Annotated in this window: 13 protein-coding genes; 3 read left to right on the top strand and 10 right to left on the bottom strand. The window is 64.4% G+C overall.

Annotation, left to right across the window (positions count from 1 at the left end; all coding sequences use genetic code 11):
• Window positions 1–125 precede the first annotated feature (125 nt).
• Window positions 126–644 (top strand): TIGR03809 family protein, encoded by a 519-nt coding sequence (locus V1279_RS09010; protein WP_334434473.1) that lies wholly within the window; start codon window positions 126–128, stop codon window positions 642–644.
• A gap of 11 nt (window positions 645–655) precedes the next feature.
• Here the strand turns inward: V1279_RS09010 and V1279_RS09015 are convergent, their stop codons facing one another.
• From V1279_RS09015 to V1279_RS09040, 6 genes are all read right to left on the bottom strand, one after another.
• A complete protein-coding gene (locus tag V1279_RS09015; RefSeq protein ID WP_334434475.1) occupies window positions 656–2026 on the bottom strand; it encodes a TIGR03808 family TAT-translocated repetitive protein in 1371 nt (456 codons plus the stop codon).
• Between the two features lie 240 nt (window positions 2027–2266).
• Window positions 2267–2911, bottom strand: coding sequence for a pyroglutamyl-peptidase I (locus V1279_RS09020; RefSeq protein ID WP_334434477.1), 645 nt, complete (start codon window positions 2909–2911; stop codon window positions 2267–2269).
• Window positions 2908–3900, bottom strand: a complete 993-nt coding sequence (gene meaB / locus V1279_RS09025; RefSeq protein WP_334434479.1) for a methylmalonyl Co-A mutase-associated GTPase MeaB — start codon at window positions 3898–3900, stop codon at window positions 2908–2910. The genes V1279_RS09020 and meaB overlap by 4 nt, the downstream gene beginning before the upstream one ends.
• A 53-nt stretch (window positions 3901–3953) precedes the next feature.
• Window positions 3954–5465: a tripartite tricarboxylate transporter permease gene (locus V1279_RS09030; protein WP_334434482.1), complete on the bottom strand. Its 1512-nt coding sequence runs from the start codon at window positions 5463–5465 to the stop codon at window positions 3954–3956.
• Between the two features lie 3 nt (window positions 5466–5468).
• Window positions 5469–5954 (bottom strand): tripartite tricarboxylate transporter TctB family protein, encoded by a 486-nt coding sequence (locus tag V1279_RS09035; protein WP_334434484.1) that lies wholly within the window; start codon window positions 5952–5954, stop codon window positions 5469–5471.
• Between the two features lie 42 nt (window positions 5955–5996).
• A complete protein-coding gene (locus V1279_RS09040) occupies window positions 5997–6992 on the bottom strand; it encodes a tripartite tricarboxylate transporter substrate binding protein (RefSeq protein WP_334434486.1) in 996 nt (331 codons plus the stop codon).
• Window positions 6993–7209: 217 nt separating this feature from the next.
• On the opposite strand from V1279_RS09040, the gene V1279_RS09045 reads away from it, so the two are divergent.
• Window positions 7210–7437, top strand: a complete 228-nt coding sequence (locus V1279_RS09045) for an SRPBCC family protein (RefSeq protein WP_334434488.1) — start codon at window positions 7210–7212, stop codon at window positions 7435–7437.
• Between the two features lie 80 nt (window positions 7438–7517).
• Entirely contained in the window at window positions 7518–7682 is a 165-nt protein-coding gene (locus tag V1279_RS09050) for a hypothetical protein (protein ID WP_334434490.1), read from the top strand.
• A 7-nt stretch (window positions 7683–7689) separates the two neighbouring features.
• Here the strand turns inward: V1279_RS09050 and V1279_RS09055 are convergent, their stop codons facing one another.
• The 4 genes from V1279_RS09055 to V1279_RS09070 form a co-directional block, all read right to left on the bottom strand.
• A complete protein-coding gene (locus V1279_RS09055) occupies window positions 7690–8445 on the bottom strand; it encodes a DUF3298 and DUF4163 domain-containing protein (protein WP_334434492.1) in 756 nt (251 codons plus the stop codon).
• Window positions 8446–8523: 78 nt separating this feature from the next.
• On the bottom strand, window positions 8524–10683 hold the full coding sequence (gene scpA / locus V1279_RS09060) for a methylmalonyl-CoA mutase (RefSeq protein ID WP_334434494.1): 2160 nt from the start codon (window positions 10681–10683) through the stop codon (window positions 8524–8526).
• Window positions 10684–11092: 409 nt separating this feature from the next.
• Window positions 11093–11560 (bottom strand): GFA family protein, encoded by a 468-nt coding sequence (locus V1279_RS09065; RefSeq protein WP_334434496.1) that lies wholly within the window; start codon window positions 11558–11560, stop codon window positions 11093–11095.
• Window positions 11557–13425, bottom strand: coding sequence for a methylmalonyl-CoA mutase subunit beta (locus V1279_RS09070; RefSeq protein ID WP_334434498.1), 1869 nt, complete (start codon window positions 13423–13425; stop codon window positions 11557–11559). Before V1279_RS09070 ends, V1279_RS09065 begins: the two co-directional genes overlap by 4 nt.
• Window positions 13426–13502 lie beyond the last annotated feature (77 nt).

The raw sequence follows: 13502 nt of genomic DNA on the forward strand, positions 1-13502 counted from the left end.
CCGCTGCGCGCTCCGTAGCTCCACGTACTGGACAAGGAGAAAGTTTTCCACAGAATATACCTGTCACGTCCAATTGATTCGTTTCAGGTTGCGTCTGCGTCCGTCTCTCTCTTACGGGCTGATTTATGGCACATCCTGCAGACGTGGCACGCGGCCGCAACATTGTTGCGCGCTGGTGCAACCTTGCCGAGCAACGGCTGGAACACCTCACCGAACTGTTCGAGACCGGGCGCTGGCGCCGCTATCACACCGAACTCGAATTTCTCGAAAACATCCAGGAAGCCAAGGCCGCCGTCGAAACCTGGCGTGACCTGTTGAGCCGCGAAGCCGCGCTCGACAACACGGCGATCGACATGGCCTGGCTTGGCCGCTGTCGTACGGCGCCGCTGCTGCTGACGCCGCTGCCGCGCGATGAAGGGTTCCGTCAGCCGGTTGTACAGCTTCAACCGAAACCAGCACCAGTTGCGGCGCCGCCGCGGCGCGACATTCCCGCCGACGTTCTGGTCGCGCTCGAAAGCCGGCTCGCCGTCGCGGACGAGGCGCCGTCTGTGCCCGACGCGCCGGCGCTGGACGAAATGCCGTTGCCGCCGCTCAGTCTCGACACGATGAAGGAACGCTATCCGCTGCTGCGCAACGCGCTGTAGCGCGGCGCGAACTAGCGCCGCACCGCGTTGCCTCCGACCACCACCTGTGCGTAGCGCTGGGCGCCGTCGGCTGACAGGTCGGTCGTAATGGCGCGGGCGTGGTCGAGGCCGACCACGGCGCCGCGCGGGGTTTCCGAAATCATGTTGTTGTTGACCAGCGCCGTGCCAGCGCCTGGCAGCACCGACACGCCGACGCCGACGAAGGCGTTGCGGATCACATTGCCGGTGATGGCGACGTCGCGGAGATATTTGCCCCAGCCGGCGATGATACCGAACGAGGGCGCGTTTTCGATCACGTTGCCTGACACCGTCGAGTCCGCTTCGACATAGATGCCGATCCCGGCGTCGTCGTCGGGCGCGGTGCCGATCGGCCGCTTCGGCAGCAGATTGCGAATGATGTTACCCTGCACGACGGCGATGCGTCCGCCTTCGTTGAAATTGCAGACGGAGACGCCGACGGCGGCACCGTCGACGGTGTTGTTGGCGATCACGGCGCCCTCGAACGCAAATTCCGAATAAAGCGCGACCTCGCGGACATTGCTGACGCTGTTGTCAGTGATGTGAATATTCGATGCCGAATTGCCGCGCACCGCCGAGTAGTCGCAATTCTTGATGCGATTGCCCCGCACGATGACGTTGCTGGCGCGGAAGGCGTTGATGGCGTTGCCGTATTGCCCGGAGCCGCCGGGGCCGGCCTTGATGTCCTCGATGCGGTTGTCGATCACCAGCGTGCCGTCGTCACCGATCGCCGTGCGCAGGATTTCGATGCCGTTGTCATTGGTATCCCTGATGGTGTTGCGGGAGACGATCAGGCCCAGCGCATCGAACGATACCACCGCCGTGGTCGCGATCTTGGTGAAGATGTTGCCGGAGATGTCGCCGGAAACCTGTTCCAGCCAGATGCCGTTGCCGCCACTGGCCGTGATTTCGCAATCGGCGATACGGACGTCGCGTCCGCCGAGGCAATGCACGAGACCGCGGCGCGTCGGCAACGGAATGTTGCCGCCGTCGAAGGTGATGCCGGTCAGGCCGACGCTGTTGGCGCCTTCACCCTGCAGCATCGAGGCGCCGCCGCTGAACACGAGCTTGGTCGCGCCGCGCACGCCGACCAGTTGCGTGCCGTTCGAGAGACGCAGCATGCCGGTGCGATAGACGCCGGGCGGCAGCGCCAGCGGCGCTTGCGCGCGCGCGGCTTCGTCGATGGCGCGCTGCAGTTTCGCGGTTTGATCGTCGGGGCTGCCGGGACGCACGCCATATTGCGTGACATCGCGGCCAAGCGCCGAGGTTAGCGGCGCCGCGCGCGCGGGTTCGGGCGACATCGCCAGCGCGCCGGCCATTCCGGCGGCGGATGCTCCAATGAGATGACGGCGGTTCATGTCCATGGTGAATAACCCTCGCGCAATGCAGAGCGCGGCATTCGCGCCTTCATAGGTATCGCGAAATTGCGGTCCGGCATGGTGAAGACGAGGCAGGAGCTCGGTGATTGTTCGGGGTAGGGTTAATGTTGGGTACGAGCGCAGTCCGATCCGTAGGGTGGGCAAAGCGCAGCGTGCCCACCAAATCGCTCAGTGCACGAAGATGGTGGGCACGGCGCGAAGTGCGCCTTTGCCCACCCTACGAAGTTACGCAGCCCTTCGCGCCAGCCTCACCATTTCCAGCAGCATCGCTTCGCCGGCGTCGACCAGTTCTTCCAGCGTGATGCGCGAAAAGCCCTTGCGCCTGACCGCGCCGCCGCGCGCCAGCGGCGGGATGTGGACGAAGGCGGCGAGGCGGGGGCCGTTGTCGGCATTGATGGACTCGATCGCGCGCCAGCTCAGATAGTTGCAGAGATAGCTTCCGGCATCGCGCGAGGCTCGGGCGTCGAGGCCGGTGCCCTTGGCTGCACGGAGCAGTTTCGCGGTGTGCGGGCCGAACCTTTGCGCGTCGGCACCGTCAGCGATCGAGCCCTTGCGGGCGCGGGTTTGCGCGGCGTCGGGCCACAACATGGTGACGGCATTGCGGGCGCGGGTCTCGACCCGGAGATAGCCGGTGCGGCCGGCGAGGCCGAACATCAACAGTGCGTGCGGCTGGTGCTTCTTCAGAGCCTGCGGCAATTCGTGGTCGACCGCCTGATAGGTCACGGGAAAGATATGGCTGGACAGTTTGACGTCGGTGAAAGCGGGACGTCGCAGCCGCGTCAGACGCGCCACCAGCGGCTGCGTTGGATTGTAGGGCGCACCGGGAAACGGGCCGAAGCCGGTGACGAGAATGCGAAGTTTTTCGCTCACCGCAGCCACTCCGCGATCTGTTCGGCGGCAACCGCCGGCGTGATGCGGCCTTCCGCGACCTCGGCCTCGGTCTTCTTCACCTTGGCGCGGATCGCGGGATCGGCGCGCAGCCGCGCCATCATCCGTTGCTCCAGCATCGACCACATCCATTTCACCTGCTGCTCGCGCCGCCGTCCCGCGAACTCGCCGGAGGCATTCATGGCGGTGCGGTGATCGAGAATCTTCTGCCACAGCGTGTCCATGCCGGTTCCGGTCAGCGCCGAATAGGTCAGCACTGGCGGATGCCAGTGTTCCGAGCGGGGGCTCAGGATATGCAGTGCGCCGCGATATTCGGCCGCCGCCAGATTGGCGCGCTTGATATTGTCGCCGTCGGCCTTGTTGATGGCGATCATGTCGGCGAGCTCGACCAGGCCTTTCTTGATGCCCTGCAATTCGTCGCCGGCGCCGGGCAGCATCAAGGCCAGAAAGAAATCGGTCATGTCGCAGACGGCGGTCTCGGACTGGCCGATGCCGACGGTCTCCACCAGCACCACGTCGAAGCCGGCGGCTTCGCACAACAGCATCGCCTCGCGGGTCTTCGCGGCGACGCCGCCGAGCGTGCCTGACGACGGCGAGGGCCGGATGAAGGCGGCGTCGGAATTCGCCAGCCGCGCCATTCGCGTCTTGTCACCAAGGATCGAACCGCCGGTACGGGCCGAGGAGGGGTCCACCGCCAGCACCGCGACCTTGTGGCCGCGCTCGATCAGGAACATGCCGAGCGCGTCGATGGTGGTGGATTTGCCGACGCCAGGCGAGCCGGTGATGCCGACACGGACCGCCTTGCCGGTGTCCGGCAACAGCGCCTGCACCAGATCGCGTGCCGCGGCCTGATGATCGCCGCGCCGGCTTTCGATCAGCGTGATCGCGCGCGCCAGCGCCGCGCGGTGGCCGGCGCGGAGTTCTTTGGCGAGTTTCCCGACATCGGGGGAAGTATTCTTCGGCAGGGTCATGGCTTGGTTTACAACGCCCGCGCCATGCAGGCGAGGGGGCCTTGCGCAGTCCTTCAGCGCGCCGACGCGGCGGCGGGCGCCCCGCGCCTGAGCCGCCGCCACACCCAGACCAGCACCGGCCAGATCAGCGCGCCGATCGCCATCGCAGCCAAGATCGCGGCGATCGGACGCTCGAAGAACGGGAATACACTGCCGTCGGATTTGATCAGCGAGGTGACGAAGCTCTGCTCGATCATGGTGCCCATCACGATGCCGAGCACCATCGCGGCGACCGGATAGCCGTTCTCCTCCATGACATAGCCGATGACGCCGAAGGTCGCGACGATCACGACGCCGAATATGTTGTTGCCGATGGCGAAGGAGCCGACGGCGCAGCACAGCATGATGACCGGCATGACGGTGGAACGCGGCGCGCGCAGCACGTAGCTTGCAAGCCTGATCATGACGATGCCGAGCGGGATCATGATGATGTTGGCGATGATGAACATCAGGTAGATCGCATACATGCTCGACGCTTTTTCGGTGAACAGCGTCGGGCCGGGATTGAGCCCCTTCATGTAGAGCACGCCGATCGCGATAGCCGCGATGGTGTCGCCGGGGATGCCGAACAGCAGCGAGGGCACCCAACCGGAGGCGATGCTGGCGTTGTTGCTGGCGCCGGCTTCGACCAGGCCCTCGACATGGCCGGTGCCGAACTTCTCGGGCTCTTTCGAAAAGCGCTTGGACATGGCGTAGCTGACCCAGGCCGCCATGTCGGCGCCGGCGCCCGGCAGCACGCCGATGATGATCCCGATGATGTTCCCTCGCGTCATCTGCCAATTGTATTTTTTGGTGAGCTTCCACTGGCCCGCCAGGATGCTTCCGAATTTGCGCCGCGGGATCGGCGGCGGCTCCGGCGTCAGCATCGCGCGCATCACCTGCGCCACGGCAAACACGCCGACCAGCGCCGGGATCGGTTCGATGCCGCCGAACAAATTGGTCATGCCGAAGGTGAAACGCGGCACGCCGCCGGGGTTTTCGATGCCGATGCACGCGACCAAGAGGCCGATGAACATGCTGGCAATCGCCTTCACCGGCGAGGAGCGCGCGACCAGCGTGGCGCACATCAGGCCGAGGAATGCGAGCCAGAAATATTCGAAGGTCGAAAACGACAGCGCGATCTCGGCGAGCGGCGGCGCGAGGATCATCAGCGAGAGCGTGCCCGCGATGCCGCCGACGGCGGAGAACCACACGCCGGCGCCAAGCGCAAGCTCAGCCTCGCCCTTGCGCGTCATGGCATAGGCTTCGTCCGCGTAGGCCGCCGAGGCGGGGGTGCCGGGAATGCGGAGCAGGGCGCCCGGGATGTCACCGGCGAAGATCGCCATCGTGGATGCGGCGACGATGGTGGCGATCGCGGCGATCGGCGACAGATAGAAGGTGACGGGGACCAATAGCGCAGTCGCCATGGTCGCTGATAGCCCGGGCAGCGATCCAATGACGAGGCCATAGACCGATGCCGCGAGCATCGCGACGATGACTTCCCAGGTGGTAATGAGCGCAAACGCTTGGGCGAGGGTGTTGAGCATCGGTCACCAGGGCATCGGCAAAACGCCGGGCGGCAGCGGCACGCGCAGCAATTTTGAGAAAATCAGGTGGATGCCGATCGGCGCCAGCACGGCGAGCGGCAGCGCAACCTTCCAGCGGGCGCCGAGCGCGGTTGCGGTCACGTACACGATCAGCGTCGCCGTAAGGATGAAGCCGAGCCGCTCGGCGATCGCCACATAGAACAGCAATAGCGCCGGCGGGAGCAGGGCGCGCAGTCCGTAGAGCTTGCCGGTCGGCGGCTTCACCTGGCCGCCCTCGACCGGAATAAGATGTTCTTCTTCCTCGAAGCTGCGGCCGATCCCCAATGCAATCGCGAGCCCGCATAGCGCGAGGCCCGTTCCGATCACCAGCGGAAAGACGTTAGGTCCGACCGGCTGGCCGGGCACCGGCGGCAACTGCCAGCCGCCATAGGCGGCAGCCGCGCCGAGACCAACGAGAAACAATCCCGTGACGCGATCGGGAAGACGCATAGATAAGCTCCGCGGATATCGAGCGACGTCAGCCGATGAAGGTCAAGCCTTCGACAGGCCGGCGGCCTTCATCGCCACGCCCATCTGGGCGTCGCCCCTGTCCATAAAGGCTGCGAATTGGGCCGCATCGCCCCACACCGTTCCGAAGCCGCGATTGCTCATGAAGTCCTTGAACTCCTTGGAGTCGTAAACCTTCTTCAGCGACGCCGTGAGCTTGGTCGCGACATCAGCCGGCAGGCCTTTGGGACCGGCAATGCCGCGCCACGCACCGGTCGAATAGTCGATGCCTATGGCTTCCTTCAGCGTCGGCACATCGGGGAATGCAGGATTGCGCGCCGTAGCCATGACGGCGAGGCTGCGCGCCTTGCCGGCCTCGATGATCGCGCGGGCTTCCGGCACCGAGCAGGTGGTGAGGTCGAGACCGCCGGCCGCGAGATCCTGCATCGCGGGCGCGGCACCGTTCGACGGCACCCATGCCACGTGGTTCGGCGCCAGTCCCATCGCCTGCATCCAGCCGACCAGCGCCAGATGCCAGATGCCGCCCTGGCCGGTGCCTGAGGCTTTAAACTTGCCGGCAGGCGCGGCCTTGATGGCGTCGGCGAGCTCTTTCACGGTCTTGTAGGGCGAGGTGGAACTGACCTGGATGCCGGGCGGGTCCTCGTTCATCAGCGCGAGCGGCGTGTAGCTCTTTGGTGCTAGTTCGGTGAGCCCCTGCCAGTGCATCATCGAGATTTCCACCGTCAGCATGCCGATGGTGTAGCCGTCGGGCTGTGCGGTTGCGATGGCGGAATGGCCGACCACGCCGGAACCGCCGGTGCGGTTGACCACGTTGAACGGCTGGCCGAGGTCTTTTTCCAACAGCGCCGCAACAATGCGCGCGGTCGCGTCGGTGCCGCCGCCGGCACCCCATGGCACGATCACGGTCACCGGCCGTGCCGGATAGGCCTGCGCCGATGCCGGCTTGAAACCAAAGCCTGCGACGGCTGCGGCAGCAGCAGACGAAGCCGCGAATGCGCGGCGGGTAATCTTTTTGGACATGGTGATCCTCCCTGCGGCGCCGCGAGGTCAGGCGCTCTTGTAATATCCGCATTGTAGGCGGCTTTGCGCTCCCCTCGCAAGGCATTGGTAGTGAAGCGGTTTCATCACCGGTGGGCATCTCGCCACATCCGGAAATCGGGTGGCGGCGATCGGGCTACCCGGAATAGGTATCCATGTGCGGCCCGGCATCGAGCCGCGATCGATTGCGGAGAGAACCATGACGACAGCTTATTACAGCACCGTGCTGAACCATCCCCTGGAAACCGTGTGGGCGCTGATCCGCGATTTCAACAATTATCCGGCGTATATCGAAGGCGTCAGCGAAAGCGTGATTGAGGATGACCAAGGCGGGGCGACGAAGTCGGCGCAGTCAGGCGCTTCTGCTATCTCGGCAACTGGATCAGGCAGCGGCTCGCCGACCATTCGGACGAAGCGCATTCGCTGACCTATGCCGGCATCGAGCCGTTTCCGTTTCCGGCCGGGTTGGCGCCTGACGCGACCGGGCCGACGCGCTACGAGGGAACGATGCACCTGCTGCCGGTCGTCGAGGGCAACCGCACCTTCATCGAATGGTCCGTGAAACTCGACACCGCGCCGCAGGACGCGGATCGCTGGCAAGCACTGTTCGTGTCATGGATTCCGGACTGGACGCATTCGCTCGAACGCTCGCTCGGCCGCCGTGCCGCTTGATCCGCCGTCATTGCGGCCGGTCTTCATCTTCCTTCGGGCGCGCGCCGCCGAAAATTCTGGCGCCCTCCGGCGTCAGATAAGGCTTCAACGTCTCCCACGGCACGAAGGCGATATACTCGCCTTCGGCATAGGAGCCGACCGCGTAAGGCGCGTAGTGAAAGGTCAGGCCGGAGCTCTTGCCTTCCTCGGTCGATGGCGCCAGCGAGACCGGCCCGATCTTGAGAAGCTTTGGCTCGATGGCTTCGATGGCGCTGGTATCAGTGCCTTCCGCGCCGCGTTTCTTTTTCTCGACCTCGAGGGATGCAATGACGCCTTGCCGCATCGCTTTCAGCGTCGGGCCGTTGTCGGCCGTTTCGGTGAAGAACGGGCGAATGCTGATGCGTTTGCCCGCTGACTTGTCCCACAGGATCGTATCGGACGAGCTGTTGGGGTGCGCGCCGCCAGTATATTCATAGTCGCCCCTGACGATGCTGACATAGCGGCCGTCGACCACCGAGCGGATCTCGTATTTCCGCTCAAACGACCACGCGTTGCGGAACAACTCGGGGTCCTGCTTGCGTTCCTTGTCGGCATCGGCACGGTTCTTCACGGCCCATGCCTTGCCCTCGGCCAGGCAGTTCGCCGCCAGCGCCGGATCGGCCTTGATCTTCGCGTCGAGGGTGACGCTGGCCTCGACCCATTTGGTCTTGATGGAAAAGTCCGGCTTGGGCTCGGCGGCAAACGCGATGCCGAGCGCCGCCGTGCATGCGACTGCGCCCGCCAAACCAATTGTCCTGACGAATGTGAGGAATGCAATGCCGCGCAAGGGCAATCCTTTGAAGAAACTGGGCCCGGCGGAGAACTACTCCGCCGCCTCGCTGCTGTGGCCGAGCCGGGCGTTGAGCTTGTGGATCAGCTCTTCGGCCGCATCCGAGATCACGGTGCCGGGCGGGAAGATCGCTTCGGCGCCGGCCTTGTAGAGCGCGTCATAATCCTGCGGCGGAACCACGCCACCGATAATGATCATAATATCCTCGCGGCCGTGCTTCTTCAGCGCGGCCTTGAGTTCCGGCACCGCGGTGAGATGGGCGGCCGCCAGCGATGACACGCCGAGGATATGCACGTCGTTCTCCACCGCCTGCCGCGCCGCCTCATCGGCGGTGGCAAACAGCGGCCCGATATCGACGTCGAAGCCGACATCGGCAAAGGCGGACGCGATCACCTTCTGGCCGCGGTCGTGGCCGTCCTGGCCGATCTTGGCGACGAGGATGCGGGGGCGGCGGCCCTCGGCGTTCTCGAACGCGTCAATCAGTTCCTGCACCTTCTCAACCCGGTTGGACATGGCGGACGCCTCCCGCTTGTAGACGCCGGTGATGGATTTGATTTCGGCGCGGTGACGGCCGAACACTTTCTCCATTGCGTCCGAAATTTCGCCGACGGTGGCCTTTGCGCGCGCAGCGTCAATCGCCAGCGCCAGCAGATTGCCGTTGCCTTCGCCGGCGCTGCGCGTCAGCGCGGCCAGCGTCTGATCGACTTCCTTCTGGTCGCGCTCGGAGCGCAGCCGCTTCAGCTTGTCGATCTGCAGGCGGCGCACGGTGGAGTTTTCCACCTTGAGCAGGATGATCGGTGCTTCGTTGGTTGGCTTGTACTTGTTGACGCCGATCACCGCCTGCTTGCCGGCATCGATCCGGGCCTGCGTTTTGGCGGAGGCTTCCTCGATCCGCAGTTTCGGCACGCCGGCTTCGATCGCCTTCGCCATGCCGCCGAGCGCCTCGACCTCCTGGATATGTCCCCAGGCTTTCGCCGCGAGATCCCGGGTCAGCCGTTCGACGTAATAGGAGCCGCCCCAGGGATCGATGATGCGGTTGGTGCCGCTTTCCTGCTGCAGGAACAATTGCGTGTTGCGCGCGATCCGGGCCGAAAAATCCGTCGGCAGCGCCAAGGCTTCGTCGAGCGCATTGGTGTGCAGCGACTGGGTGTGGCCTTGGGTCGCCGCCATCGCCTCGATCGTGGTGCGCATCACATTGTTGAAGACGTCCTGCGCGGTCAGCGACCAGCCGGAAGTCTGGCAATGCGTGCGCAGCGAGAGCGAACGCGGGTCCTTCGGATTGAACTGCGTCAGCAGCTTGGCCCACAGCAGTCGCGCGGCGCGCATCTTGGCGACTTCCATGAAGAAGTTCATGCCGATCGCCCAGAAGAACGACAGCCGCGGCGCGAAGCGGTCGACGTCGAGGCCGGCCGCCAGGCCGGCGCGCAGATATTCGACGCCGTCGGCGAGCGTATAGGCGAGCTCGAGGTCCTGAGTCGCGCCGGCTTCCTGCATGTGATAGCCGGAGATCGAGATCGAATTGTACTTCGGCATTCTTTGCGAGGTGTACGCAAAGATGTCGGAGATGATCCGCATCGAGGGCGCCGGCGGATAGATGTAGGTATTGCGCACCATGAACTCTTTCAGAATGTCGTTCTGAATGGTGCCCGAGAGTTTTTCCGGCGGGACGCCCTGTTCCTCGGCCGCCGCAACGAACAGCGCGAGGATCGGCAGCACCGCGCCGTTCATGGTCATCGACACGCTCATCTGGTCGAGCGGAATGCCCGCAAACAGCGTGCGCATGTCGTAGATGGAATCGATCGCCACGCCCGCCATGCCGACGTCGCCGGAGACGCGAGGATGATCGGAATCGTAGCCGCGGTGGGTGGCAAGATCGAATGCGACCGACAGGCCCTTTTGTCCGGCGGCGAGGTTGCGGCGGTAGAACGCATTGGAATCTTCCGCCGTGGAGAAGCCGGCATATTGCCGGATGGTCCAGGGCTGGTTGACATACATCGTCGGGTAGGGGCCGCGCATGAAGGGCGCGATGCCCGGCCAGGTCTCGAGGAAGTCGATGCCTTCGAGATCGGCCTCGCTGTAGCCCGGCTTCACCGGGATACCCTCGGGCGTCAGCCACGGCTCGGCGGCGCCGGCGGGTTGGGCCGGAGCAATTGCCTCGAACTTGATATCCGCGAAGTTCGGAATGCGGGTCATGATTTTACCATTGCTGTTTTTTGGTGCCGAACCCGACGCTCTATCTCGTCCCTAACATCCTTAATCTCGCACTCGACCAGATAAAGAGTTCCTCGCCGTCCTCTGAAAATCCAAAAATAGCCGATCCAAATCTTGTAAGCCCACCGGGCATGGATCGGGCCACGTCCGAACGGCCACTCCGGACCATGGTAGATAATCCCTCTGAGGCTGCCCACACGAGGCTCTGATCCAAATCGTGCGATCCTGTATTCTACGAGCCGGTCAAATTCCGAACTCAGCTCGGCGTCGCTGAGCTTCGTCAAATCACCTCTCAAGTTGATTCCAAAGCGCATCCTGATCCATCGTCTCAAGTACCAAATCCAACAATATCATAAGCGAACCCAAACGTCGTTGTCCTGTCCGCTTCATCTCAATCATGGTCCGGATGCTGGTGGCTGACGATGGTGGCCATCTTTTCCGGGCCGTAGTTCTGCTGCGTGGTCTGGCTCGGCAGGTTGGCGATGCCGACCACCCAGCCGAGCCGAGACTCGGATCCATATTGCCGGGTCGGCACCACCCGGTCGGGGCGGTCGAACGCGCCGGTCATGATCTCGATCCGGGGGCCGCCGATCAGCCGGTAGGTTAGGGGCGTGCCGCAGGCCGCGCAGAAATCGCGCTCGGCGATGGAGGAGGACTGAAATGTCGCCGGCTTGCCGCGGGTCCAGGTGAAATGCTCGTGCTCGATATCGGCGAGCGAGGCAAAGGGCGCACCCGATGCTTTCTGGCACATCCGGCAATGGCAGATGCTAACCTTGGTCGGCGCTTTCGACATCGCGAAGCGGACGGCGCCGCACTGGCAGCCGCCAGTCAGCACCGTCTTATGGTTGTTTTCCGTCATGCTCGCTCCATCCGCTGCCAGGCTTCCTGCAGCATCGCCAGGGCATCGCCGCCGGCAAAGATGAAGTCGCCGACACCGGCCGTGCGCAACGCGGCCTCCTGTTCGCCGGGCCGCCCTGCCAGATAGATATGTCTGGCGCCGGCGGCTTGAAGGGCCCTGGCGGCGGCCGCTGCGTGTTCCGCATAGACCTTGTCGGACGAGCACAGGCACGCAATAGCCGCGCCGGACGCCCTGAACGCGGCGGCAAGCGCTGCGGGGTCAGCAAAACCTTGCGTGTCCAACGCCTCGACGCCGCCGGTCTCGAAGAAGTTCTTGGCGAAGGTGGCGCGCGCTGTGAAGTCGGCGGCCGTGCCGAGATTGGCGAGGAAGATTTTTGGCCGCGCGCCTGATGTCTTGAGCGCACTGTCCGACTTGTCCCGCAGCGCCTCGAACGGCGCGGCCAGCCGCATTGGCGGCAGCGGATCGAACTTGAATTTTGCCTCGCCATAGGGCGGCAGCACCACCGGCTTCGCATCGAGCACGGCGACTTCGGCTTCGTGCAGGTTCGGAAATTCGCTGGCACCGGTGAGCACGTCTCTCCGCTTGGCGATATTGGCCTCGCGTGCGGCCCGGGCCGCTGCGACCTTGCGCTGGATCAGGTTCTGTTCGAGCGCGGGGAACATGCCGCCGGCCTTCTCGATCTCCTGAAACAGCGACCATGCGGCTTCGCAAAGCTGCTTCGTCAGAGTTTCGATGCCGCCGGAGCCGGCCGCGGGATCGGAGACCTTGGCGAGGTTGGATTCTTCCAGCAGCACCAGTTGCGTATTGCGCGCGGCGCGCCGGGCGAACGGGTCGGGCAATCCCAAGGCCAGCGTGTGCGGCAATACGGCAATCGCGTTGGCGCCACCGAGGCCGGCCGAGAAGGTCGCTACCGTCGCGCGCAACATGTTCACGTAAGGATCGCGTTGCGTCAGCATGCGCCAGGCGGTATCGGCGGCGACGAACAGCGGCTTGGGTGTCAGGCCGCAGGCCTGTTCAATTCGCGCCCACAACAGCCGCAGCGCCCGGAATTTCGCCAGCGTCAGGAACTGGTCGGCATCTGCGCTAAGCCGCGCATAGACCATGCCTTGCGCATCTTCGAGCGCAATTCCAGCTTGCTCGATCGCGCGCAGATAAGCGACACCGGCCGCCAGCACGTATGCCAGCTCCTGCACCTCCGATCCGCCCGCATCGTGGATCACCCGTCCATCGGCTGCCGTAAACCGGCCCTTGAAGCCGATCGCTGCAATGTCTCTGACGACGCTTGTGGTCGCGGTCACGATCTCGGCCCAGTCATTGGGGCTGGAGCCCCATGCCGCACGAGATCCGAGCGGGTCGAGACCGAAGCGGATGTCGCAGGCCGCAGGATCAATGCCTTTGCGCTTGATGTATTCGGCGACGTGAATGGCGGCCATTCGCGACTGCGGGCCGATCTGAAGTTCGATGCCGATGCCGGCGTCGAGATAAATACCGTCGAGAACCTGCGCGATGGCCTCCGCTGAAGGATCCAGCCCAAAACCGTGCGCGCCATTGGAGCCTGCGAACACGAGCGTTAGCCCCGTGGCGCCGTTTTCGAGATCATGCAACGCCTGCGCAGTGGCCTGCCTCGCATCCGGATGGTCGATCCGCTGCATGATTTGCCAGGGCGCGGCGGCGGCGCGGCCAGCGACGGGCGCAGCACCCTGCGCGCGGGGATAAATCGGATCGATCTTCAATCCATCGGCAGTCTTGCTGACCAGTTTCTCGAACGGCGCGCCCTTCAGCACCCCGTCGACCAGCTTGCGCCAGTCCTCGTAGGTCGCCTGCGGAAATTCCGCGGCCAGTGTCAGCTCGTCAGTCTTGGTCATCCGGCCCATTAATCCCTGGTCGTCTCTTGATTTGGCCGGAAATTGCCACGGGGCGGCCGCCAAGCCAAACGGTTGTT

The organism is Bradyrhizobium sp. AZCC 1610, assembly GCF_036924515.1.
Taxonomy (GTDB): Bacteria; Pseudomonadota; Alphaproteobacteria; order Rhizobiales; family Xanthobacteraceae; genus Bradyrhizobium.

What these genes read in the sequence shown, in the direction of transcription:
- meaB (WP_334434479.1), bottom strand. Translation starts at nt 3,900, where the DNA reads ATGACCCTGCCGAAGAATACTTCCCCCGATGTCGGGAAACTCGCCAAA.
- scpA (WP_334434494.1), bottom strand. Translation starts at nt 10,683, where the DNA reads ATGACCCGCATTCCGAACTTCGCGGATATCAAGTTCGAGGCAATTGCT.
- V1279_RS09035 (WP_334434484.1), bottom strand. Translation starts at nt 5,954, where the DNA reads ATGCGTCTTCCCGATCGCGTCACGGGATTGTTTCTCGTTGGTCTCGGC.
- V1279_RS09010 (WP_334434473.1), top strand. Translation starts at nt 126, where the DNA reads ATGGCACATCCTGCAGACGTGGCACGCGGCCGCAACATTGTTGCGCGC.
- V1279_RS09070 (WP_334434498.1), bottom strand. Translation starts at nt 13,425, where the DNA reads ATGACCAAGACTGACGAGCTGACACTGGCCGCGGAATTTCCGCAGGCG.
- V1279_RS09045 (WP_334434488.1), top strand. Translation starts at nt 7,210, where the DNA reads ATGACGACAGCTTATTACAGCACCGTGCTGAACCATCCCCTGGAAACC.
- V1279_RS09015 (WP_334434475.1), bottom strand. Translation starts at nt 2,026, where the DNA reads ATGGACATGAACCGCCGTCATCTCATTGGAGCATCCGCCGCCGGAATG.
- V1279_RS09040 (WP_334434486.1), bottom strand. Translation starts at nt 6,992, where the DNA reads ATGTCCAAAAAGATTACCCGCCGCGCATTCGCGGCTTCGTCTGCTGCT.
- V1279_RS09030 (WP_334434482.1), bottom strand. Translation starts at nt 5,465, where the DNA reads ATGCTCAACACCCTCGCCCAAGCGTTTGCGCTCATTACCACCTGGGAA.
- V1279_RS09065 (WP_334434496.1), bottom strand. Translation starts at nt 11,560, where the DNA reads ATGACGGAAAACAACCATAAGACGGTGCTGACTGGCGGCTGCCAGTGC.
- V1279_RS09050 (WP_334434490.1), top strand. Translation starts at nt 7,518, where the DNA reads ATGCACCTGCTGCCGGTCGTCGAGGGCAACCGCACCTTCATCGAATGG.